The sequence below is a fragment of the Polaromonas sp. P1_F1 genome, from assembly GCF_056405795.1.
In genome coordinates, this window is sequence record NZ_JBFUBJ010000001.1 from 589,714 (window position 1) to 612,511 (window position 22,798).

Here is a 22,798-nt window from a genome sequence, read left to right on the forward strand (position 1 = left end):
ACCTGCGCGAGCAGCTCCTTTTTTGATAGCATTTACAGCCCGATCGACTTGATCCGTCGGGCGCCCCCATGCAGCTGGCGGCAGACGTGGGGTATTCTTTGCGCAAGATGCCAGGCACCCCTAAAAACACTTCCTCCCCCCTTCACTACCGCGTCGAAACAGACGTTCTGCACGCCCACCTCTTTCGCGTGACCCTCACGATCGCACAGCCTGACGCTTTGCAAAGGGTCTCGCTGCCTGTGTGGATCCCCGGCAGTTACCTGGTGCGGGAATTCTCCAAAAACCTGCAGAACCTGGAGGCTCGCCAAACGGTACGAACACCGCTTCGTGCCGAACAGCTCGATAAATGCACCTGGCAGATTCAGTGCTCGCCTGCCAAACCGCTGGTGCTGCGCTATGAGGTGTATGCCTGCGACAACTCCGTGCGCAGCGCCTGGCTGGATTCCCATCGCGGCTTTTTCAACGGCACCAGCCTGTGCCTGAAAGTGCAGGGCCAGGAAAAAGCCGCGCATGTGCTGGAGATCCTCACACCGAAAGCCGCCAAGGGCTGGTCACTGGCCACAGGGCTCAGGCCGCAGGCAGTCAACAAGCATGGGTTTGGTACCTACCTGGCGGCCGATTACGACGAACTGGTGGACTGCCCCGTGGAAATGGGCGCTTTCTGGAGCGGTACTTTTACGGCGCGCGGCGTGCCGCACCGCATGGTGGTCGCGGGCGCGGCCCCGAGCTTCGACGGCGCAAGGCTGCTGGCGGACACCCAGAAGATTTGCGAAACGGAGATCCGTTTCTGGCATGGTGCGAAAAAGCCTCCCTTCAAGAGTTACCTCTTCATGCTGAACGCGGTGGACGAAGGCTACGGCGGACTCGAGCACCGCAACTCGACTGCACTGATCTGCAACCGGAAGGACTTGCCGCGCCTGGGTGAATCCCGCACGGCAGAAGGCTACACCACGCTGCGCGGCCTCATCAGCCACGAATATTTCCATACATGGAATGTCAAGCGGCTGCGTCCCGCGGAGTTTGAACACTACGACTACGGCGCCGAGAATTACACCGGGCTGTTGTGGTTTTTCGAGGGCTTCACCAGTTACTACGACGACCTGTTGCTGCGCCGCGCCGGCCTGCTGGACAACGCCGGCTACCTCAAGCTGCTCAACAAGACCATCAACCAGGTCATGCAGACCCCGGGCCGGCTGGTTCAATCCGTCGCCCAGGCGAGCTTCGATGCCTGGGTGAAGTATTACCGGCAGGATGAAAATACGCCCAACGCCACCGTGAGCTACTACACCAAGGGAGCGCTGGTGGCGCTGTGTTTTGATCTGACGCTTCGGGCAGAAGGCGGAGCTGCCGGGGGCGCGACACTGGACAACGTGATGCGCGCACTCTGGCAACGCTGCAAAGCCGGCCCCCTGCGCGAGACAGATTTTGCAGAGGAGCTTGCAGCCGCAGGACACCGCCCGTTTGCCACCGAGCTGGCCCAATGGGTGCACGGACGCGAAGAACTTCCGCTCAAGGCCTTGCTGGAACAGCATGGCGTGACAGTCGCCGAAGAACCTGCGCAACTGGCTCAGCGGCTGGGATTACGCGCCAGCGAAAACCAGGGCGTGGTGCAGGTCAAGACCGTGCTGCGCGGCGGCGTTGCCGAGCATGCCGGGTTTGCGGCGGGAGATGAATGGCTGGCGGTAGAGCACATTGCCACAGGCGCACGGGAGCCGGAGGGCGGTTGGCGCATGAACCGGCTCGATGACCTGCTGCACTACGCAGGCACGGCCAAAAAAGTCATTGCCCTGGTCGCACGCGACAAACGCCTGCTGCGGCTGGAGCTGCCCATGCCGCCCGCGCTGACCACCTGGCGCCTGGCGGTGCGGGATGCCGCGCTGATGGACCAGTGGCTCGGCCAGAAAACCTGACCCGGCCTGGCGCGACTCACCTCTTCGGAAGGTCATTCGCCCTTGAATACCGCGGGACGCTTTTCAAGAAAAGCCGTCACGCCTTCCATGTAATCGTGGCTGCGTCCCAGGGCCGCCTGCATGTCGCGTTCCGCATCGAGTTGCTGATGCAGCGTGCGCGTGGCGCCTTCACGCATCTGCCGGGTAAAGCTGTTCAGGGCCTGGGGGCGGTTCAGCGTGAGGATGCCCACAGCACCATCGATGGCATACAGAACGGTGGGATCGGCAGCGGAGCCGGTGTGGGAAGCAGTCATGGCAGCAGTCTCCTGTTCCCGAATCTAGCATTGCGGCAAGCCATTGGCAGCCATGAGCCCGTGGCATCATTGCCGGACGCATTTTCAGCCAAAGGACCTATTTCATGTCTTCCACGACCTACGAAACCATTGAAACCCGCACCGAAGGCCCGGACAGCCGCAAGGTGGGTATCGTCACGCTGAACCGGCCCAAGCAACTCAATGCCCTGAACGACCAGCTCATGGACGAACTGGGCCGGGCGCTCAAGGCGTTTGATGCTGATGACACCGTCGGCTGCATCATCCTGACCGGCAGCGAAAAGGCCTTTGCCGCAGGCGCCGACATCGGCGCCATGGCCACCTACAGTTTTGCCGACGTTTACAACAACGATTACATCACCCGCAACTGGGAGCAAATCCGCAGCATCCGCAAGCCGGTGATTGCTGCCGTCAGCGGCTTTGCGCTGGGCGGCGGCTGCGAGCTCGCAATGATGTGCGACTTCATCATTGCTGCCGACAACGCAAAGTTCGGCCAGCCTGAAATCAAGCTGGGCATCATTCCCGGTGCTGGCGGCACGCAGCGCCTGCCCCGTGCCGTGGGCAAGGCCAAAGCCATGGACATGACCCTGACGGGCCGCATGATGGATGCCCAGGAGGCAGAGCGTTCAGGCCTGGTCAGCCGTGTGGTGCCGCTGGAAAAGCTCATGGACGAAGCCCTGGGCGCCGCGCTGATGATCTGCAGCTACGGCCAGACCAGCGTCATGGCCGCCAAGGAAGCCCTCAACCGGGCATTTGAAAGCGGCCTCAGCGACGGCGTGATGTTCGAAAGGCGCCTGTTCCATTCGCTGTTTTCCACCGAAGACCAAAAAGAAGGCATGGACGCCTTCGTCAACAAACGAAAACCGGTTTTTAAACACAGGTGAGCCCCACCAGTAGGGGCCGCGGGTCCGGCTTCGCCGGCCCCAGGCGCCGCCCCCTTGAGGGGGGGAGCAGGCTACACGCAGTGAGCCTGGACGGGGGTGTTTTTATAGTTATAATCTTGGGTTCGGTCGTATAGCTCAGTTGGTTAGAGCGCAGCATTCATAATGCTGATGTCGGTGGTTCAAGTCCACCTACGACCACCAGGAATGCGTCAAAGCCTCAGAGGGTCCTTCCCCCTGAGGCTTTGTTCTTTGTTATTCTCCTATTTATTAACAGCCTCTGGACACATACCATGAACCGCTGCACTTCCCGCCTGGCCGCACTCCTGATGATGCTGGCTGCTTCTGCCGGCCTGATGAGCCTGCCAGCCCTGGCCCAGACCGATCCCGCCGAGGCTGTCAAACCCAACATCCGGAAATTCCCTCCCAAGGCCGTCCGCGGCGAAATGGTGGTGGTGACGCCGCCGGTGATCTCCATGGACGGCAAGCAGGACAGGCTGTCTGTGGGCGCACGCATACGCGACATCAACAACAATTTCGTGTTGTCCGGCGCACTCCTGAACCAGAAGCTGGTGGTGAACTACCTGCGCAGCAACACCGGCGAGGTCCATGAGGTCTGGATCCTCAACGCGGAAGAGGCCAAGGAAAAGCGGGCGGGCGGCACCGACACGGTGTTCAATTTCAACAGCGGCACCCCTGCCAAGACAGTGGACAACGGCAAAACGCCGTACGACCAGTTACCTGCCTACAAGCAGTAACGCCCACAGCCTCAAGCGAAATCAGCCTGACGCCCTTTAAACATGGGCGCAAGCAGCTATTAATTTAATAGCAATCGCCATCAGCCCGCGGACAAACCGCAAATCAGCCAGCATCATGAGCAAAAAAGTCTTCATTAAAACCTTCGGCTGCCAAATGAACGAGTACGACTCGGACAAGATGTCCGACGTGCTCCATGCTGCCGAAGGCTACGAGCCTACCCAGGACATGGAACAGGCCGACCTGATCCTGTTCAATACCTGCTCCGTGCGCGAAAAAGCCCAGGAGAAAGTCTTCAGCGACCTGGGCCGCGTCAAGCACCTGAAAGAAAAAGGCGTGCTGATCGGCGTCGGCGGCTGTGTAGCCAGCCAGGAAGGCGCGGCCATCATCCAGCGCGCACCTTATGTCGACGTGGTCTTCGGCCCGCAAACCCTGCACCGCCTGCCGCAGCTGCTGGCCGACCGGACCCGGCTGGGCAAGCCGCAGGTCGACATCAGCTTTCCCGAGATCGAAAAATTCGACCACCTGCCGCCGGCGCGCGTCGAGGGCGCCAGCGCCTTCGTGAGCATCATGGAAGGCTGCTCCAAGTACTGCAGCTACTGCGTGGTGCCCTACACCCGTGGCGAAGAGGTCTCTCGGCCCTTCGAAGACGTGCTGGTCGAAGTCGCCGGCCTGGCCGACCAGGGCGTCAAGGAAGTCACGCTGCTCGGGCAAAACGTCAACGCTTACCGTGGCCCCATGGGTGGCACGGCCGAGATCGCCGACTTCGCAACCTTGCTCGAATACGTGTCCGACATCCCGGGCATTGAGCGCATCCGCTACGTCACCAGCCACCCCAATGAGTTCACGCAGCGCCTGATCGACGCCTACGCCAAGCTGCCCAAACTGGTCAACCACCTGCATTTGCCGGTTCAGCACGGCTCCGACCGCATCCTCATGGCGATGAAGCGCGGCTACACCGCCATGGAATACAAGAGCACCATCCGCAAGCTGCGCGCCATCCGCCCGGATCTGGCCATGAGCAGCGATTTCATCGTGGGCTTCCCCGGCGAGACCGAAGACGACTTCGGCAAGATGATGAAGCTGATCGACGAGATCGGCTACGACACCTCGTTCAGCTTCATTTACAGCCCACGCCCCGGCACCCCCGCCGCCGCGCTGCAGGACGACACACCGCACGAGGTCAAGCTCAAGCGTCTGCAACATTTGCAGGCCGCGATTGACGACAGCGTGCGCGCCATCAGCGCCAGCCGCCAGGGCACGGTGCAGCGCATTCTGGTGGAAGGCGCCTCGCGCAAGGATCCGACCGAACTCATGGGCCGCACGGAGTGCAACCGCGTGGTCAACTTCAAGGGCCAGCCGCGCCTCATCGGCCAGATGCTGGACATCACCATCACCCAGGCCACGCAGCGTTCGCTGCGCGGCGAAGTCCTGACGCGGGACGTCGCCGTGGCGGCCTGAGACCGCCCGCGCGTTGCTCAAGCACTCGACACGCATGCTGCAACGATTTTCGTTCCGGCAACTTCTGGTGATCGCCTTCCTGCTGATTGCTGCCCTGCTGGGCGCCGCCTCGCTGCGGGCGCTGTTTACCCTGGAAGACCTTTCGCTGCAAAGCCGCAGCAATGCCGCACGTGCCCTCGAACTCAGCAGCGCGGCGCAGTCCCTGGCCGAGCGCAGCGTATCGATGGAGCGTACATCCCGCCAGTCGGTCGTCCTCGACGACCGGGTATTGCGTGAGCGCTTCGGTGACGAGGCCCGTGAAGCTGCGAGTATCCTGACCAGTCTGGCGCGAGAAGACGTACCGGTGGCCAAAGCCCGGCAATGGCGCGCGCACATGCAGAGCATCGGCGATCTGCTGACCGGCCCGACCGGTACCGCGCTGGACCGGGAACGCCAGCTGGCGCAAGAATTCCGCGAACTGGAAAGTGTCAACGCCGCCATCGCCGTGCAGGTGCAACAGGCGATTCAGCAACGCAACAAGTCGCTGGAGGGCAAGCTCGAGGCCAGCCGCCAGCGGCTGACCCAGCAGGTAACCTGGGCCATCGTGCTGGCCATCGCCATGGCGCTGGCATTCGGCGTGTGGTTCACGTTGCCGCTCAGGCGCCTGGAGAACGCCATCGTGGGCCTGGGGGAAAACCGGCTCGACCAGGTCATCACCATCCAGGGGCCGGCCGACCTGGCCCTGGTGGGGCAGCGCCTGAATTGGCTGCGCCTGCGGCTGGTGGAGCTGGACGCCGATAAATCGCGTTTCCTGCGCCATATTTCGCACGAACTCAAAACACCGCTGGCATCGCTGCGCGAAGGGGTGTCGCTGCTGGAAGACGGTGTAGCCGGCACGCTGAGCAATGACCAGCGCGAAATAGCGCAAATCCTCAGGCACAACACCGGCGTGCTGCAAAGCCAGATTGAAGACCTGCTGCGCTTTAATACGGCCGCGTTCGAGGCGCGCCAGTTGAACCGCCAGAATGTCGACCTGTTGCAACTCCTCGAGGAGCAGGTGTACGCGCAGCGCCTGCAGTGGCGCGCACGGGACCTGACGGTCAGCGTCGTCGGCGAGCCCGTTGTGATGGAAATCGACCCCGAAAAAATCGGCACTGCGCTGGCCAACCTGCTGTCCAACGCCATCCGCTATTCACCACCCAAAGGGCAGATCCGGCTGGAACTGAGTCCGCTGCGGGGTTTCGTCCGCATCGACATCCACGATCAGGGCGTCGGCGTGGCGCAGGCCGACCGCGAGCGGATTTTCGAGCCCTTTTACCGCGGTGAACGCCAGCCGGTCGACGTGGTTCGGGGCAGCGGTATCGGTCTGTCCATCGTTCACGAATACATTGCCGCACATGGTGGAAGCATCGTCCTGATGCCCGATCAACCTGGTGCACACTTCAGAATAGAGCTTCCTCATGTTTCCAAGTACTGATTTTCCCCCTCCTCCGCCTGCGGCCCGCTTCTCCGTGCGCGGCCTGTTGCCGGCCCTGGTGACGTCGGCCTTGCTGGCAGCCTGCAGCAGCGGCCCCGCCAACGAGCGCGGCCCTGACACCGCAGCCGTCCTGGCAGCCCGGGCCGCAGCCTCTGCCGCCGAAGCGGCGCGGGCCAGCACCAGCCAGCCCGCGCCGCTCCCGGAATCCGTCGTTTTTGCGAGCGGTATGACCTTGCGCATGCTGGCTTACGCCGAGCGCGTGCGCCTCATGCAGCCGCCGGAGCTCACCCAGGAAACCGGGCGGCTCGGAGACGCCGCCAGCCCCGAGGCCCAACTCCAGCTCTCGCTGGTGCTGGCCCAACTGCGGCAGCTGCCCGAACTGATACGCGCGCAGGAGCTGCTGGCCCGCGTATTGGGCAATGCCGATGCCCAGCCGCTGCATCCGCTGGCAAGGCTGCTGGCGTCACGCTACGCCGAACAGCGCCGCCTGGAAGAGCAGCTTGACAAACAAGGCCAGCAACTGCGCGATGCGCAGCGCAGGCTGGACCAGACCAACGAGCGGCTGGAGGCGCTGAAGGCCATTGAGCGCAGCCTCACCAGCCGGCAGCCGGCGGCAACAGCCTCGGCGCCCATCCCCCCTGCCAGCCGGGCCCGCCCCACCGCGCCATGAGCGACTCCGCCCTGACAGCGCCCCACCTGCTCGTCGTTGATGATGACGCCGACATGCTGCGCCTGCTCACCATGCGGCTCACTGCAGCGGGCTATCGCGTCACGGCGGTCACGTCGGCCGAAGCGGCGCTGACGCAGCTTCATATTGAACGGCCGCAGCTGGTACTCAGCGATGTGCGGCTTCCCGGCCGGGACGGCCTGGCGCTGTTCGACGACATACGCCAGCAGCATCCTTCGCTGCCGGTGATTTTGCTGACCGCGCATGGCACCATTCCTGATGCCGTGGAAGCCACCGAACGCGGCGTGTTCACCTATCTCACCAAGCCCTTTGACGGCAAAAGCCTGCTCGACAAGATTGCCCAGGCGCTGGCGCTGAGTGCCCCCGCCAACCCGGCCAAACAGGGCAGCCCCGAAGCCTGGCAGAACCAGATCATCAGCCGCTCAAGCCGCATGGCCGAAGCCCTGGCTGAAGCGCGCATGGTGGCGCAGTCGGACGCCAGCGTGCTGCTGCGCGGTGAAAGCGGCACCGGCAAGGAACTACTCGCACAAGCCATCCACCAGGCAGGCGCACGGGCCAGCAAGCCCTTTATTGCCGTGAACTGTGGCGCCATCCCCGAGGCCTTGCTGGAATCCGAGCTGTTTGGCCACGTCAAGGGCGCCTTCACCGATGCGGTGGCCAATCACAAAGGCCTTTTCCAGGCTGCAGACGGCGGCACTTTGCTGCTCGATGAAATCGGTGACATGCCGCCCGCGCTCCAGGTCAAGCTGCTGCGCGTGTTGCAGGAGCGGGTGGTGCGGCCGCTGGGCTCCAGCCAGTCGATTCCGGTGGATGTGCGCATCATCTCGGCCACGCATCGCGACCTTGACGCTGCCATGGCTGAGGGCCAGTTCCGCGCCGACCTTTATTACCGGCTCAATGTCGTCACGCTGACCTTGCCCCCGCTGTCGGAGCGCCGCGAAGACATCCCGTTGCTGGCCAACCACTTTCTCCTCAAACTGGCGGCCAAGTACGACAAGCGCCTGAGCGGTTTCGCACCCGAGGCCCTCAAGGCCCTGACCACGGCCGCCTGGCCAGGCAACGTGCGCCAGCTTTACAACGTGGTGGAGCAGGTTTGTGCCCTGTCCACCACCCCGCTGGTGCCGCTGGCGTTGGTGCAGCGGGCTTTGCGCTCACCCAGCGTGCAAGTGCTCACCTATGCGGAAGCCAGGCAACACTTCGAGCGGGATTACCTGGTCGGGCTGCTCAAATTGACAGACGGCAACGTGGCCGATGCGGCCCGACTGGCCGACCGGAACCGCACGGAGTTTTACCGCCTGATGCAAAAGCACGGGCTCACGCCGGGACACTTCAAGGTTTAGACCGTAAACAGGTTCCAGGGGCTCCGGTTCGACCTGGGTTTGTCGCTGTGCCGCCGTGGGCCGTCGCTGGTTGGCGACAGGTTTAAGCCTTTGATTTAAAACGATTTAATCGAGACATCTGCGGAAGTTGTCGCTCACCGGCGACAAAACCCGCGATTCTGGGCGCTTTTGAGCCGGATTACATTTGGTTAAATCAAGTATCACGCCCAACTTGTTGATTTAAAACAATTTTTCGAAGCTGGCACAGGGTTTGCCCTAGTCATGGCATGCCAGCTTTTTTCCTGCCTTTTTTGGCATCCTCCGGCGACCCCAAGCGCCGCTTCAATTTTCCCCTGCAGGCCCGTATCGCGGCCTGCGCGAGCCTTGCGGCACTGACGCTCGCGGCCGGCCAGGCGCGTGCCTTCGATCTGGACGATGTGGCCGCTATCGCACGCCAGCGCTCGCAAGCGCCCTGGCGCGAAGCGTCCCACGCGGTGCCCACCGAGCTCGCCAGGATGGCGTACGACGACTACCGCGACATCCGGTTCAACGCCGCCAGCACGCTGTGGCGCGCCGACAAACTTCCCTTTGAAGCGAATTTTTTCCACGTCGGCCGGCACGGTGATTCGGTTCGCATTCACGAAATCACGACAGCGGGCGTGAAGCGCCTGTCCTACGACCCCGCCACATTCAATTTCGGAAAAAACAAACTGTCACCCGAGACCTGGGGTGACCTGGGCCACGGCGGCGCGCGCTTTTTCAGCAACCTCAACTCGCCCACCTACAAGGATGAGCTGGTGGTGTTCACCGGCGCCACCTACTTCCGGGCGCTGGGATCGGGCCAGCGTTATGGCCTTTCGGCACGCGGCCTGGCGGTGGACACCGCAGGCGGTGCGGGCGGAGCCAAGGAAGAGTTTCCCCGTTTCACGGATTTCTGGCTTCAAAAACCTGCAGTCGACAGCAAGCAGCTGACCGTCTTCGCTGTGATGGATTCGGAGCGCATGACAGGCGCCTACCGGTTCGACATCCAGGCCGGCGAGCAAACCACCACGAATGTACAGGCGCGCATCTTCATGCGCCCGGCCACAACCTCCGGCAACAGCGCGCCCGTGACCTCGCTGGGCATCGCGCCCCTGACCAGCATGTTTTTCTTTGGCGAAAACCAGCCCCGCCCCGGCGATTTCCGGCCCGAAGTGCACGACTCCGATGGCCTGATGATGGCTACGGGTGACGGTGAATGGCTCTGGCGGCCCCTGCAAAATCCGTCCTCCCCGCTGGTGACGTCTTTCGCCATGAAGTCGCTCAAGGGCTTTGGCCTGATGCAACGCGACCGCGCCTTTGCCAACTACGAAGACACCGAAGCCCGCTATGAGACGCGGCCCAGCGCCTGGGTCACGCCCGTGGGCGACTGGGGCGCCGGCCGGGTCGAGCTGTTTCAATTTGCCACGCCGGACGAGACCCATGACAACGTGGTGGCCTATTGGGTACCCGAAAAAATGCCAGCACCTGGCCAGTCGCTGGACATCGCCTGGCAAATCAGCTGGCAGGGCAAGAACCAGCAACTACCGCCCAACAGCTGGGTCACGCAATCACGCCGCGGCACCGGGTACTCGAAGGCCGGAACCGATCTCACGGGCCAGGTCCAGTACGTCATCGACTTTGCCGGCCCGGCGCTGGACGCGCTGCCCGAGGACGCCAGGGTCGAAGCCATCTCTAGCGCCAACGCCAATGGCCGTGTGCTCGAAAGCATGGCCTACAAGAATCCCGCCACCGGCGCATGGCGCATGACGCTGCGCGTGCTGCGGCTGAACCCGGCCCAGCCTGTTGAGCTGCGCGCCTTCCTCAAACATGACAACCACACTGTGAGCGAAACATGGACCAACCTGATCACACTCTGATTCCATCCGCTGCACGCAGCGCCCTGCGCGAGGAACGCCACCCCAATTCGGTGACGGCGCCACCGCTGAACCGCGGCTCCATGGTGCCCCGGCCCTGGCGTGGCTTCTGGAACAGCATGGCCACCGCGCTGCTGCTGCCCATGCTGTCGATATTCCGGGCCGCCGCGCCGGCACCATCCCATCGCCTGCCTGCCTCCCGGCTTGAGCGCTGGCAGCAGGCTGCCCGGCGCCGGCGCACGGTATTCCTGCTGCTGACTGTCATCAGCACCGTGCTGGCAACCAGCATCTTTGCGGACATGCAGCCCGACTATGACAATGCCTGGCTGCAGTACGGCCAGATCAGCCTGTTTGCCCTTCTGTCAGCCTGGGTAGTGACCGGCTTCATGACGGCGATGATGGGCTTTTATGTCACGATCTTTGGTGACAAACACGCGCTGTCCGCGAAAAAGGTTCAGCACTACCCGCTGGATGCGTCCACACGCACCGCGATCATCATGCCGATCTGCAATGAAGACGTACGCACCGTGTTCGCCGGCCTGCGCGCCACCTGCGAGTCGGTCGCGATGACCGGCCATGTACAGAGCTTTGATGTCTTCGTACTGTCGGACAGCAGCAACCCGGCCATCATCCAGGCCGAGCGCGCCGCCTGGGAAGACCTGCGCACCCAGCTGGCCGGATACCCCGACCAGCCGCAAATCGAGGTCTATTACCGCCTGCGCAAACGCCGCACCGACCGCAAGGCCGGCAATGTGGCCGACTTCTGCCGCCGCTGGGGCAAGGATTACCGCTACATGGTGGTGCTGGACGCCGACAGTGTGATGAGCGGCGACTGCCTGGTTTCCATGGTCAAGCTGATGGAAGCCAATCCCAGGGCCGGCATCATCCAGACCGCAACCCAGGCCATCGGCCACGTCACGCTGCACGCACGGGCGCAGCAGTTCGCCTCACGCGTGACCGGGCGTCTGTTCACGCTGGGGATGCAGTTCTGGCAGATGGGCGAGTCCCACTACTGGGGCCACAACGCCATCATCCGTATTGAGCCCTTCATGAAGCATTGCGCGCTGGCGCACATCAAGGGCACGGGCGGCATGGCCGGCAGCATCATGTCGCACGATTTTGTCGAGGCCGCGCTGATGCGCCGCGCCGGCTACCACGTCTGGCTGGTGGGTGACCTGGTGGGCAGCTACGAGCAGCAGCCGCCGGATTTGCTGGCCGAGCTGCAGCGCGATCGCCGCTGGTGCCAGGGCAACCTGCAAAACTCGCGCCTGATCGCCGAGCCGGGCATTCACCCGGTACACCGCTCCATGTTCGGCACGGGCGCGATGGCGTATCTGTCGGCGCCGCTATGGCTGTGCTTTCTCACGCTGGGTACGGCGCTGTGGCTGTCCGGCTCGCCCATGATTGCCGACTGGACGCTGCTTCCCGGCGAGCTGATGTCGCTTTGGGCCTGGACGCTGTGCATGCTGTTTTTGCCGCGCATCCTGGGCATCGTGGCCGTGCTGGTCAACCGCCAGCAGCAATCCTATGGCGGCACCGTCGCCCTGCTGCGCAGCGCTTTGCTTGAAACCCTGATCGCGCTGTTGCAGGCCCCCATCCGCATGCTCGCGCATTCGCTGTTTGTGGTGGTGGCCCTCACCGGCCTGAAGCTTGAATGGAAATCGCCCCCGCGCGAAGCGGCCGCTGTGCCCTGGCGCCATGCGCTGGCGCAGCTGGCGCCTATGTCCGGCGTGATTGCGCTGCTGGCTGTCGGCATTGCAGTGATCGATGCACGGGCTTTGATCTGGCTGATCCCGGTCGGCCTGCCGCTGCTGCTGGCGATCCCGATGACGGTGCTCACCAGCAAGGTCGGCGTGGGCACGGCCCTGCGTGCGCAGAACTACCTGCTGATCCCGGAAGAAACCCGTTCGCCGGCGGTACTGCGACGCGCCTGGCTGCATGCAAGCCGGCTGGCCAAGCCACGGCTGAAGGCGGCCTGAAAATAGCCTGACTTCAGGGCAACCCATGAAAAAAGCCGCTTGAAGCGGCTTTTTTCATGACAGGTAAACGCTATTAATTCAGGAGCTGGTTGCGCCCGTCTTTATTGGGCTGCAGCCATTTTTCCCTTAAACAGCGAATTGATCAAAACTTGGGCATGCCTTTCATGCCACCCATGCGTTTCATCATTTTCATCATCCCGCTGCCCTTCATCTTTTTCATCATGCCCTGCATCTGCTCGAACTCATTGAGCAGGCGGTTGACTTCCTGAACATGCACGCCGGAGCCGGCGGCAATGCGGCGCTTGCGGGTGGCCTTGATGAGTTCGGGCTTGCGGCGCTCCAGCGGCGTCATGCTCTGGATGATGCCTTCCTTGCGCTTGATGTCTTTCTCGGCTTTGTCCATATCGACCTGGCCGGCCTTGGCAGCCATTTGCGCGGGCAGCTTTTCCAGAAGGCTTGAAAGCCCCCCCATGTTCTTCATTTGCTGCAACTGGCTGAGGAAGTCGTTGAGGTCAAAGCCGTCGCCGGACTTGATCTTGGCGGCGAGCTTCTGGGCAGAGGCCATGTCCACCCCGGCGGCCACCTGCTCGACCAGCGCAAGAATGTCACCCATGCCAAGGATGCGGCCGGCGTGTCGCTCGGCGTCGAACACCTCCAGGCCGTCGATTTTCTCGCTGGTACCGGAGAATTTGATGGGGGCGCCGGTGATCTGGCGCACGCTGAGCGCCGCACCGCCGCGTGAATCGCCGTCGGTCTTGGTCAGGATGATGCCGGTGAGCGGCAAGGCTTCCTTGAAGGCCTTGGCAGTGTTGACCGCATCCTGGCCCTGCATCGCATCGACCACGAAAAGCGTTTCAACCGGGTTCAGGATCGCATGCAGCTCCTTGATTTCGGCCATCAGGGCCTCATCGATGGCCAGGCGGCCAGCCGTGTCGACCAGCAACACGTCAAAGAAATGCTTGCGGGCGTAGTCAATGGCGGCTCGCGCGATGTCGGCCGGCTTCTGGTCAGGCGTGCTGGGAAACCATTCGGCGCCGGCCTGTTTGGTGACCGTCTTGAGCTGTTCAATGGCGGCAGGGCGATAGACGTCGCCTGAAACGGTCAGCACCTTTTTCTTGCGCTTTTCGATCAGGTGCTTGGCCAGCTTGGCGGTAGTGGTGGTTTTACCCGCGCCCTGCAGGCCGGCCATCAGGATGACCGCCGGCGGCTGGGCTGCCAGGTTGATATCGCTCACCCCCTCGCCCATGGTAGCGGCGAGTTCCTTGTTGACAATACCCACCAGCGCCTGGCCCGGCGAGAGAGAACCCATCACTTCCTGGCCCAGCGCTTTTTCCTTGACCCGGGCAATGAAGTCGCGCACCACCGGCAGCGCAACGTCGGCCTCGAGCAAGGCCATGCGTACCTCGCGCAACATGTCCTGCACGTTGGATTCGGTGATGCGGGCCTGGCCTCGCATTTCCTTGACGAGACGGGATAACTTGTCGGTAAGAGCTGAGGCCATGGGAAGGCACCACGAACGCGGCGCAGTTAGGTGGAAAAGAAAGGCTGCAGCGGAAGGCTGCCAGAAAGGGGGGAAAGAGGCAGTAAAGGCTAAACTCTAGCCATGATTTTAGCTTTGAGCGACTGGTGGGGTCTTGCAGCGGCAGCCGGTGCTGCCGTCGCCTACGCTGCATTGGCTCTAGCCTCCCCGCGCCTCGGCCCCGCCGCCATCCGCGGCCTGCTGCTGGCGGCCTGGCTGCTGCACGCGCTGGCGCTGGCCGATGGCCTGCTGGGCGAGCCCCCGCGTTTCGGCTTTGCACCGGCGCTGTCCATGACGGTCTGGCTGGTGCTGACCGTTTACGCCATCGAAAGCCGCCTGTTTCCACAACTCCAGGCCCACTGGGCGTTGGCAGGGCTGGGCAGCGCAGCTGTCATCCTGACGGTCATTTTCCCCGGTACCACCTATCACGCCATCGCGTCCCCCTGGCTGCCGTTGCACTGGGCCCTGGGCATCGCGTCTTATGGGCTGTTTGCCGCCGCAGTGGTGCACGGCTGGCTGATGACGCGCTCCGAGCGCTCCATCCGGCTGGCCGCACAAACCGATGCGGGCGTGCCGCTGTTGACGCTGGAGCGGCTCACCTTCCGCTTCGTGGAGGCCGGCTTTGTATTGCTATCGGCCACGCTATTTGTAGGCTGGCTGTTCGCCGAAACACTCTACGGGCCCGGCCTGGCCTGGAAATGGAACCATAAAACCGTGTTTTCGGTCCTGGCCTGGCTGACGTTTGCCGGCCTGCTGATCGGCCGGGCGCGCCTCGGATGGCGTGGCCGCAAGGCCGTCCGTGTGCTGTACCTGGGCTCCGGCCTGCTGCTGCTGGGCTACGCCGGTTCGCGCTTTGTACTTGAAGTCATTCTGAGGCGGGCATGAAATACCTTCTGGTCATGGGATTCGTGCTGGTGGTTTTCTGGCTCTGGCGCCACAACCGCGATGCGGAAAGAAACGATGCGGCGGCTGCCCGCCCCCGCCAGGCATCGGGCCGCGAAACGGCCGTTGCGGAGATGATCGCATGCGATGTCTGCCACGTGCATTTGCCGAAGTCCGACGCCCTGACAGGCGGCAAGGGGATTTATTGCAGTGACGCGCATCGCCGCCAGGCAGGAGACTAGGGCCTGCTAACACTATGTTTACAAATGCGAATGGGGTGAAAACGGTGCCAATCAAGGCGCGCGACGAATCCCAGACCGGGAGTCTGGGTGAGGAGCGCAACGCCGAGTGGCGCCGTTTTCGCCCCATTCCCTCCGGGTTGCGCTCAAAAAGGCCTTGCGCGGCGTTGCAAAGCCTTGACGGGGTCTACCCCGCCTGCGTTTTGCGCCTTGCTCAAGGCCTTTTTGAGCGCAACGCATCTTGCAAACATAGTGTTAGCAGGCCCCTATGAGCACGCCATCCCACTGGTTTGAAACGGGAGGCAAGGCATCAGGCGCGTGGGAGACCGTGCCCGAACTGGGCTCCTTCGGCCGTTTGTGGCGTGTCTTCATGACGGCACGCGTTGCCATCGCCACGGTGCTCGTCATCCTTCAGGCGGTTATCTACGCGCTGGGCAACATCACCAACCGCTGGTCGATTGCGGTATGCATCGCCTATCTGTGCGCCACACTGGCCGTGCGCCTGTGGGCCAAACCGCGGCCACCACGAAGCACCTTTGACGCACAGTGGTTACTGACCATCGGCGTGGACGTCATCACGTTCTCCACACTCAATTTCCTGCAATCGAGCGGCATCAACTACACGCCGCTGTTTGCCCTGCCGGTGCTCCTTGCCTCCATCCTTGGACCGATTTTGCTGGCCTTCGGAACCGCAGCCAGCGTGACCTTGCTGCTTCTGGCCGACGCCTGGTGGAGCTCACTTCAGGTATTGGGCGACTTCAATGCCCGATTCCTCCAGTCGGGCTTGAGCGGTTCCGGTTTTTTCCTGGTCGCACTGCTTGCGAACCACCTCGCCTTGCGGCTGGCCCGTGAAGAACAGCTGGCAAAACGCAGCCAGTCCGCCGCGCGCATGCAGACGCAGGTGAACGAACTGGTCATTGAAACCTTGGCCGACGGCGTGCTGGTGGTCGACATCAACGGCATCGTCCGGTCGGCCAATCCGGCATCCAGGCGCCTGCTGGGAGCCCGGGATTCAGTTCGCAGCGCGCCTTTCATCCTCGTCATGGAGGCGGCCTGGTTGCCCCTGGCGGAACTGATGCACAGCACGTTCAGCACGCAGACCCCCCAGGAAGCGGACATCAGCCTTGAATACCCGGGCAGCAATACCCGGCGGCTTCATGTACGCACTCGTCTTGCCGCCTCGAAAAATGGCACCCACGAAAGCCTTTGTGTAATGTTCCTGGAAGACCTGCGTGAAATGGAAGCCCGCGTGAGGACCGAGAAGATGGCAGCCATGGGACGCATGTCGGCCGCAGTGGCACACGAAATCAGGAATCCGCTGGCGGCGATCTCTCAAGCCAATGCCTTGCTGGAAGAAGACCTGCAAGACGAGCCGCACCGCCAGCTCACAGGCATGATCCGGCAAAATGCGCAACGTCTCGCCAGAATCGTCGATGAGGTATTGAACATTTCACGTGCCCAGGCGCACCTGCCCTCGCCACAAACCACCACCCTGGCGCTGGACGAAACCGCTCACAAGATTACCGCGGACTGGGCGGGGCAGACTGAAGCGTCCCGACGCATGAAGATCACGGCAGATTCGGGTAATGCCGTTGTGTGCTTTGAGCCCGAGCATTTGCGCCGCCTCATGGTCAATCTGCTGGACAACGCCCTGCGCTATGCCAGCACATCTTCTCAGGCCATTGAAGTCTCCACCCAGCTCGTTACGCCCGGGCAGGCCCGTCTGTCCGTATGGAGCGATGGCCAACCCATGGAGCAAACCGTGCAGACACACCTGTTCGAACCATTTTTCTCCTCTGAAAGCCGCTCCAGCGGGCTGGGCCTGTACATTTGCCGTGAATTATGCGAACGCTATGGTGCCCTGATCGGCTACCAGCGCGTGCAGCGCAGCGGCATTGAAGGAAACGAATTTTTTGTCATATTCGCGCCCTCCAGTCCGTCTATGACCTTGCCCGCGGCTTCTTTTGCCACAATGCCAACCTGAAAACCATGAGCACCCCCATTCCCGTTCCCCAGCAGGCACGTATCCTCGTCATTGACGATGAACCGGATTTGCGCACCCTGTATGAACTGACGCTGCTCAGGGAAGGGTATCGGGTGGAGGCAGCCGGTGACCTGCTGCAGGCCCGGGAGCAGCTCAAGGCGCATCACTTCGATGCTGTGATCACCGATATGCGCCTGCCAGATGGCCTTGGCCTCGAATTACTGCGAGACATGATAGACCAGCAAAGGCCCGAACGATGCGTGGTGATTACAGCCCACGGCTCGGCCGAAAATGCGGTGGAAGCACTCAAGGCCGGCGCGTTTGACTACCTCACGAAACCGGTCGACCTCAAACAATTCCGCAGTGTCGTGGCATCCGCCGTGCAGGGTGCCAAGCATCCTGCACTACAGGCCAAAAGCGATCGAAGCGCACCGGAACACGGCCCCGCCCCCTCCGCCCAGAAAAAAAGCGGGGACGGCACCCAGATTCTGCAAAAACTGGTGGGTGAGTCTGCCGTCATGCGCGCCGTCAAGTCGCGCATCGTCAAAGTGGCGGGAAGCATGGCGCCGGTCCTCATTCAGGGGGAATCGGGCACCGGCAAGGAACTGGTTGCACGCGCCGTACACGGCTGCAGCCACCGCGCGACAGGGCCTTTTGTAGCCGTCAATTGCAGCGCCATACCCGAAAACCTCCTCGAAGCGGAGTTCTTCGGTGCACGAAAGGGCGCTTACACCGGATCAGCGCAGGACCGGCAAGGCTACTTCCAGGCAGCCAAGGGCGGCACCTTGTTTCTCGATGAAATTGGCGACCTGCCGCTGGCCATGCAATCCAAACTTCTGCGCGCCATCCAGGAGCGCACCGTCAGGCCGCTGGGTTCGCCGCAGGAGGACACCGTTGACGTGCGCATCGTCAGCGCAACGCACAAAAACCTGGCGGCGGAAGCCCAGGAAGGGACATTCCGCCAGGATCTTTATTACCGGCTCAATGTGATTGAAATTGCCGTGCCGGCCTTGCGCGAACGCAGGGAGGATTTGCCGGCACTCTGCACTGCCCTGCTGTCAAGAATCTGCCAGGAGTCCGGCTTCAAGATGCCCGAGTTGACAGATGCCGTGATGGAGCAGCTGCAGTCCAGGCCCTTTAACGGCAATGTCAGGGAGCTGGAAAACATCCTGCACCGGGCCGTGGCGCTCGGCGAAGGAAGCATGCTGCATTTTGATGCGCCGGTCGAAGAGCACGTCGCCGTCCCGGAAAACCTGCAGGATTATCTGGACGGGCAGGAGCGAAACATCCTGACCAAGGTTTTGCTGGAGACCGGCTTCAATCGTACCGCCGCCGCCGCGAGGCTGGGTTTGAGCCTGCGGCAGATCCGCTACCGCATTGCACGCCTGAATATCGCCACGCCGGGCAATGACGACCTGGCCGATGGACTTGACCCTGCTGATGACCCCGCCTGAAAGCCCCAATGCCCTTCCCCGGCCTTTGTGGCAAAACGGCTGGTACCGCTACGCACGCGCACTGGCTTCGCCCAACTTTGGTCCACGCCCTCCCGGCGCGCAAATCGACCTGATCGTCATCCACTCCATCAGCCTGCCGCCAGGTGAGTTCGGCAATGACAACGTCCAGCGCCTTTTCACCAACCAGCTCGACTGGGAGGCACACGCTTACTTTCAGGGCATTCGCGGCCTGCAGGTTTCATCGCACTTTTTCATCGCCCGAACCGGCGCTCTGTGGCAGTTTGTGAGCTGTGACGACCGCGCCTGGCATGCCGGGGAATCCAGCTACCGCGGACGCACCAACTGCAACGACGATTCCATCGGCATCGAACTGGAAGGCCTTGAGGGAGATACCTTTGAAGCATCCCAGTATGAAACCCTGACCGGGCTGTGCGCCTCGCTTCTGCAGCGCTATCCCATTGAGCACATCGCCGGGCACGAGCACATTGCACCCGGCCGCAAGCAGGACCCGGGCCTTGGCTTCAACTGGCCTCTGCTGCAAAACTCGCTGTCGTCACCGGCTAGGTGTTTTCCCGAAATCATGTGACTGGTGCACCTGCACGCACTCACCATTGCGGTGCGTCTTGCTGTGGAAATTTCCGGTTATTTTTACCGCGCCAGCAGTGACCGGCGCTCTCAATCCAAGCCCGCGAAAAGCCGCGCCACAACGCTGCATCAGCTTCGCAAGCCTGATGGCATCAGGCTTTCAGCGAAGTTGAACGAGCCACCATCAAGCCCTGATCGAGGCGTCTGGAATGGGGCCTAAAAAGCCACAAAACGTAACGGTGCATTTAGTCAGCGATACACTACCTGTAGTGGCTTGTATTCCCTCCATACCCTAGGTATAGTGTCTAAGCCCTAATTCAGTTTGATGTAATTCGGGTCAGGAAATGAAGGAGCAGGTTGATAGGCCTGTGCAATACCTCAATATATCCAGAGACCCCGAACAGCACATCAAACCACCCATAAAACAAAGCAAAGAGGAAGTCATGCAAACTGCACAACACGCGGTGCCCGTCACGTCGAGCGTTCTGGCAAGCAACCCAGCAACCGGCGATACCAACGCGCAAAGCAACCCGCTCGCCCATTACCAGATCATCCGCCGCAATGGCGGCGTGGTGCCGTTCGAACCCAACAAGATCGCCGTGGCCATGATGAAGGCTTTCCTGGCCGTGCATGGCACGCAGGGTGCGGCTTCGGCCAGCGTCCGCGAAACCGTTGACGGCCTGACCCAGGCGGTCATCCGCGCCCTGATGCGTTCGCGCCCAGGCGGCGGAACCTTTCATATAGAAGACGTTCAGGATCAGGTCGAGCTGGGCCTGATGCGCGGCGGCCACCATGAAATCGCCCGCGCTTACGTGCTGTACCGCGAGAAGCGCACGCAAGAGCGTGCACGCCAGCCGCAAACCCAGGCACCTGCGGCGCCCCTGATCCATGTGACCGACCGCGGCAACCGCGTCGCGCTGGACATCCGCAACCTGCAGGCTCTGATTGAAGCGTCTTGCGCCAACCTGGGCGCAGATATCAAGCCCGACCCCATCGTTGCCGAGACCATGCGCAACCTCTATGACGGTGTGCCCATTGATGAAGTCTACAAGGCGTCCATCCTGGCAGCGCGCACCCTGATCGAGAAAGACCCTGACTACACCTACGCCACCGCACGCCTGCTGATGCACACCATCCGCCGCGAGGTGCTGGGTGAAGAAGTCAGTCAGGAAGACATGGCGATTCGCTACGCCGAGTATTTCCCGCAGTTCATCGCCAAGGGCGTACAAAACGAGCTGCTCGACGAAAAGCTCCAGCAGTTCGACCTGGCCCGCCTGGGCGCCGCGCTCAAGCCCGAACGCGACCTGAAATTTGACTACCTCGGCCTGCAAACCCTGTTTGACCGCTACTTCCTGCACGTGCGCAAACAGCGCATCGAGCTACCACAGGCTTTCTTCATGCGCGTGGCCATGGGCCTGTCGCTCAACGAGATCAACCGCGAAGAACGCGCGATCGAGTTCTACGAAATCCTGTCGTCCTTCGACTTCATGTCGAGCACGCCCACCCTGTTCAATGCCGGCACGCTGCGCTCGCAGCTGTCGTCGTGCTATCTGACGACCGTCGCCGACGACTTGGGCGGCATCTACGACGCCATCAAGGAAAACGCGCTGCTGTCCAAATTTGCCGGCGGCTTGGGCAATGACTGGACGCCTGTGCGCGCCCTGGGCGCCCATATCAAGGGCACCAACGGCGAATCGCAAGGCGTCGTGCCTTTCCTCAAAGTCGTCAACGACACCGCCGTGGCGGTCAACCAGGGCGGCAAGCGCAAAGGCGCCGTCTGCGCCTACCTGGAAACCTGGCACCTGGATATTGAAGAGTTCCTGGAACTGCGCAAGAACACCGGTGACGATCGCCGCCGTACGCACGACATGAACACCGCCAACTGGATTCCCGACCTCTTCATGCGCCGCGTGATGGAAAAAGGCACCTGGACGCTGTTCTCACCGTCGGACACACCCGACCTGCACGACAAGTTCGGCAAGGACTTCGAGAAAATCTACACCGCCTACGAAGCCAAGGCCGAGCGCGGCGAAATCAAGCCATCCCGCAAGCTGCAGGCCACCGACATGTGGCGCAAGATGCTGTCGATGCTGTTTGAAACCGGCCACCCCTGGATCACGTTCAAGGATGCCTGCAATGTGCGCTCGCCGCAGCAACACACCGGCGTCGTGCACTCGTCCAACCTGTGCACCGAGATCACGCTCAACACCAGCGACACCGAAACCGCCGTCTGCAACCTGGGCTCGGTCAACCTCGTCCAGCATCTGAAGGACGGCGCAGTCGACCACGAGAAGCTTAAAAAGACCATCACCACGGCCATGCGCATGCTGGACAACGTGATCGACATCAACTATTACGCCGTCAAGAAGGCCCGCGATTCCAACATGCGCCACCGCCCTGTGGGCCTGGGCATCATGGGTTTCCAGGACTGCCTGTACGAGCTGCGCGTGCCTTACGCTTCCCAGGAAGCTGTCGAGTTCGCCGACAAATCCATGGAGGCTGTCTGCTACCACGCTTACTGGGCATCGACCGAACTGGCCAAAGAGCGCGGTAAATATGCCACGTACAAAGGCTCGCTATGGGACAAGGGCATCCTGCCGCTGGATACGCTGGACATGCTGGCCGAGCAGCGCGGCGGCTATGTGGAAGTCGACCGCTCCGCCAGCCTTGACTGGGACGCTTTGCGCAAGAAGATTGCCAAAGACGGCATGCGCAATTCCAACTGCGTGGCCATTGCGCCCACAGCCACCATCTCCAACATCATTGGGGTGGATGCTTGTATCGAACCCTGCTTTGGCAACCTGTCGGTCAAGTCCAACCTGTCGGGTGAATTCACCGTCATCAACCATTACCTGGTCCGAGACCTGAAGCGCTTGGGCCTGTGGGATGACGTGATGGTGGTGGATCTGAAGCACTTCGACGGCTCCCTGCGCCCCATCGACCGCGTCCCGCAAGACGTCAAAGCCCTCTACGCCACGGCGTTTGAGATCGAGACCTCCTGGATTGTGGAAGCCGCAGCGCGCCGCCAGAAATGGATTGACCAGGCGCAGTCGCTCAATATCTACATGGCAGGCGCCTCGGGCAAAAAACTCGACGACACCTACAAGCTGGCCTGGCTGCGCGGCCTCAAGACGACTTACTACCTGCGCACGCAAAGCGCGACGCACGCCGAGAAGTCGACCGTGACCGCAGGCAAGATGAACTCGGTGTCATCGGGTACCGCGACGGCAGGCGGCGGCATGAGCGCGCTCGAAGCGGCAGCCGCCGCAGCGCAGGCGCAGATGAGTGCATCGCCCGCGACCGACATCAAATTCTGTGCAATCGATGACCCAGGTTGCGAGGCCTGCCAATAAAAAACCGAATCGTGCGCTGAGCTTCATCGCACGATTCGATGTAATTGAGCAACACAATTTTGTAGCGATGTGAATGAACACTTTTCATTTTGTATCGCTGCTTTCATAATCCCAAAGTATTGGAAA

Annotated in this window: 17 protein-coding genes and 1 tRNA gene; 16 read left to right on the forward strand and 2 right to left on the reverse strand. The window is 62.0% G+C overall.

The genetic code is table 11. The features are described from left to right. Positions 1–107 precede the first annotated feature (107 nt). Positions 108–1,910, forward strand: a complete 1,803-nt coding sequence (locus AC1DZE_RS02900) for a M61 family metallopeptidase (RefSeq protein ID WP_477699872.1) — start codon at positions 108–110, stop codon at positions 1,908–1,910. 32 nt (positions 1,911–1,942) lie between these two features. On the opposite strand, the gene AC1DZE_RS02905 is transcribed toward AC1DZE_RS02900, so the two are convergent. Further along, positions 1,943–2,203, reverse strand: coding sequence for an enoyl-CoA hydratase-related protein (locus tag AC1DZE_RS02905; protein WP_477674523.1), 261 nt, complete (start codon positions 2,201–2,203; stop codon positions 1,943–1,945). 104 nt (positions 2,204–2,307) lie between these two features. On the opposite strand from AC1DZE_RS02905, the gene AC1DZE_RS02910 reads away from it, so the two are divergent. The 9 genes from AC1DZE_RS02910 (at position 2,308) to mdoH (ending at position 12,656) form a co-directional block, all read left to right on the forward strand. Continuing rightward, the gene (locus tag AC1DZE_RS02910; protein WP_477674522.1) at positions 2,308–3,105 is read left to right on the forward strand and encodes an enoyl-CoA hydratase; all 798 of its coding nucleotides are present in this window, start codon (positions 2,308–2,310) and stop codon (positions 3,103–3,105) included. A 124-nt stretch (positions 3,106–3,229) separates the two neighbouring features. Beyond that, positions 3,230–3,306 (forward strand) — tRNA-Met (locus tag AC1DZE_RS02915). 89 nt (positions 3,307–3,395) lie between these two features. Next, complete coding sequence (locus tag AC1DZE_RS02920) at positions 3,396–3,860, forward strand: hypothetical protein (protein ID WP_477668357.1); 465 nt, start codon at positions 3,396–3,398, stop codon at positions 3,858–3,860. Positions 3,861–3,975: 115 nt separating this feature from the next. After that, positions 3,976–5,319: a tRNA (N6-isopentenyl adenosine(37)-C2)-methylthiotransferase MiaB gene (miaB, locus tag AC1DZE_RS02925; protein WP_477699757.1), complete on the forward strand. Its 1,344-nt coding sequence runs from the start codon at positions 3,976–3,978 to the stop codon at positions 5,317–5,319. A 34-nt stretch (positions 5,320–5,353) separates the two neighbouring features. Then, positions 5,354–6,775: a sensor histidine kinase gene (locus AC1DZE_RS02930; RefSeq protein ID WP_477668359.1), complete on the forward strand. Its 1,422-nt coding sequence runs from the start codon at positions 5,354–5,356 to the stop codon at positions 6,773–6,775. Beyond that, positions 6,759–7,445 (forward strand): hypothetical protein, encoded by a 687-nt coding sequence (locus tag AC1DZE_RS02935; protein ID WP_477699758.1) that lies wholly within the window; start codon positions 6,759–6,761, stop codon positions 7,443–7,445. The genes AC1DZE_RS02930 and AC1DZE_RS02935 overlap by 17 nt, the downstream gene beginning before the upstream one ends. Beyond that, a complete protein-coding gene (locus AC1DZE_RS02940) occupies positions 7,442–8,803 on the forward strand; it encodes a sigma 54-interacting transcriptional regulator (protein ID WP_457281057.1) in 1,362 nt (453 codons plus the stop codon). Before AC1DZE_RS02935 ends, AC1DZE_RS02940 begins: the two co-directional genes overlap by 4 nt. A gap of 266 nt (positions 8,804–9,069) precedes the next feature. Next, a complete protein-coding gene (locus AC1DZE_RS02945; RefSeq protein WP_477672737.1) occupies positions 9,070–10,680 on the forward strand; it encodes a glucan biosynthesis protein G in 1,611 nt (536 codons plus the stop codon). Next, on the forward strand, positions 10,656–12,656 hold the full coding sequence (gene mdoH, locus AC1DZE_RS02950; RefSeq protein WP_477699759.1) for a glucans biosynthesis glucosyltransferase MdoH: 2,001 nt from the start codon (positions 10,656–10,658) through the stop codon (positions 12,654–12,656). The genes AC1DZE_RS02945 and mdoH overlap by 25 nt, the downstream gene beginning before the upstream one ends. A 142-nt stretch (positions 12,657–12,798) precedes the next feature. Here the strand turns inward: mdoH and ffh are convergent, their stop codons facing one another. Next, the gene (gene ffh / locus AC1DZE_RS02955) at positions 12,799–14,157 is read right to left on the reverse strand and encodes a signal recognition particle protein (RefSeq protein WP_457281060.1); all 1,359 of its coding nucleotides are present in this window, start codon (positions 14,155–14,157) and stop codon (positions 12,799–12,801) included. A gap of 102 nt (positions 14,158–14,259) precedes the next feature. Between ffh and AC1DZE_RS02960 the strand changes: the two genes are divergently transcribed. The 6 genes from AC1DZE_RS02960 to AC1DZE_RS02985 all read left to right on the forward strand — a co-directional run bounded on the left by AC1DZE_RS02960 (position 14,260) and on the right by AC1DZE_RS02985 (position 22,672). Continuing rightward, positions 14,260–15,060 (forward strand): cytochrome C assembly family protein, encoded by an 801-nt coding sequence (locus tag AC1DZE_RS02960; RefSeq protein ID WP_477668364.1) that lies wholly within the window; start codon positions 14,260–14,262, stop codon positions 15,058–15,060. Further along, on the forward strand, positions 15,057–15,299 hold the full coding sequence (locus AC1DZE_RS02965; protein WP_477672740.1) for a PP0621 family protein: 243 nt from the start codon (positions 15,057–15,059) through the stop codon (positions 15,297–15,299). The genes AC1DZE_RS02960 and AC1DZE_RS02965 overlap by 4 nt, the downstream gene beginning before the upstream one ends. 265 nt (positions 15,300–15,564) lie before the next feature. Then, positions 15,565–17,280 carry a two-component system sensor histidine kinase NtrB gene (locus tag AC1DZE_RS02970; RefSeq protein WP_477668366.1) on the forward strand — a complete coding sequence of 572 codons (1,716 nt, stop codon included), beginning with the start codon at positions 15,565–15,567 and terminating at the stop codon, positions 17,278–17,280. Positions 17,281–17,285: 5 nt separating this feature from the next. Next, positions 17,286–18,734 carry a sigma-54-dependent transcriptional regulator gene (locus AC1DZE_RS02975; RefSeq protein WP_477668367.1) on the forward strand — a complete coding sequence of 483 codons (1,449 nt, stop codon included), beginning with the start codon at positions 17,286–17,288 and terminating at the stop codon, positions 18,732–18,734. Then, on the forward strand, positions 18,721–19,320 hold the full coding sequence (gene ampD, locus AC1DZE_RS02980; protein WP_477699760.1) for a 1,6-anhydro-N-acetylmuramyl-L-alanine amidase AmpD: 600 nt from the start codon (positions 18,721–18,723) through the stop codon (positions 19,318–19,320). The genes AC1DZE_RS02975 and ampD overlap by 14 nt, the downstream gene beginning before the upstream one ends. Before the next feature lie 442 nt (positions 19,321–19,762). Next, the gene (locus AC1DZE_RS02985; RefSeq protein WP_477668369.1) at positions 19,763–22,672 is read left to right on the forward strand and encodes a ribonucleoside-diphosphate reductase subunit alpha; all 2,910 of its coding nucleotides are present in this window, start codon (positions 19,763–19,765) and stop codon (positions 22,670–22,672) included. The last annotated feature ends 126 nt before the right edge of the window (positions 22,673–22,798 follow it).

Bases quoted from the DNA above. Each gene is read 5' to 3' on its own strand.
- AC1DZE_RS02900 (WP_477699872.1), top strand. From the start codon at position 108: ATGCCAGGCACCCCTAAAAACACTTCCTCCCCCCTTCACTACCGCGTC.
- AC1DZE_RS02905 (WP_477674523.1), bottom strand. From the start codon at position 2,203: ATGACTGCTTCCCACACCGGCTCCGCTGCCGATCCCACCGTTCTGTAT.
- AC1DZE_RS02910 (WP_477674522.1), top strand. From the start codon at position 2,308: ATGTCTTCCACGACCTACGAAACCATTGAAACCCGCACCGAAGGCCCG.
- AC1DZE_RS02920 (WP_477668357.1), top strand. From the start codon at position 3,396: ATGAACCGCTGCACTTCCCGCCTGGCCGCACTCCTGATGATGCTGGCT.
- miaB (WP_477699757.1), top strand. From the start codon at position 3,976: ATGAGCAAAAAAGTCTTCATTAAAACCTTCGGCTGCCAAATGAACGAG.
- AC1DZE_RS02930 (WP_477668359.1), top strand. From the start codon at position 5,354: ATGCTGCAACGATTTTCGTTCCGGCAACTTCTGGTGATCGCCTTCCTG.
- AC1DZE_RS02935 (WP_477699758.1), top strand. From the start codon at position 6,759: ATGTTTCCAAGTACTGATTTTCCCCCTCCTCCGCCTGCGGCCCGCTTC.
- AC1DZE_RS02940 (WP_457281057.1), top strand. From the start codon at position 7,442: ATGAGCGACTCCGCCCTGACAGCGCCCCACCTGCTCGTCGTTGATGAT.
- AC1DZE_RS02945 (WP_477672737.1), top strand. From the start codon at position 9,070: ATGCCAGCTTTTTTCCTGCCTTTTTTGGCATCCTCCGGCGACCCCAAG.
- mdoH (WP_477699759.1), top strand. From the start codon at position 10,656: ATGGACCAACCTGATCACACTCTGATTCCATCCGCTGCACGCAGCGCC.
- ffh (WP_457281060.1), bottom strand. From the start codon at position 14,157: ATGGCCTCAGCTCTTACCGACAAGTTATCCCGTCTCGTCAAGGAAATG.
- AC1DZE_RS02960 (WP_477668364.1), top strand. From the start codon at position 14,260: ATGATTTTAGCTTTGAGCGACTGGTGGGGTCTTGCAGCGGCAGCCGGT.
- AC1DZE_RS02965 (WP_477672740.1), top strand. From the start codon at position 15,057: ATGAAATACCTTCTGGTCATGGGATTCGTGCTGGTGGTTTTCTGGCTC.
- AC1DZE_RS02970 (WP_477668366.1), top strand. From the start codon at position 15,565: ATGAGCACGCCATCCCACTGGTTTGAAACGGGAGGCAAGGCATCAGGC.
- AC1DZE_RS02975 (WP_477668367.1), top strand. From the start codon at position 17,286: ATGAGCACCCCCATTCCCGTTCCCCAGCAGGCACGTATCCTCGTCATT.
- ampD (WP_477699760.1), top strand. From the start codon at position 18,721: ATGACCCCGCCTGAAAGCCCCAATGCCCTTCCCCGGCCTTTGTGGCAA.
- AC1DZE_RS02985 (WP_477668369.1), top strand. From the start codon at position 19,763: ATGCAAACTGCACAACACGCGGTGCCCGTCACGTCGAGCGTTCTGGCA.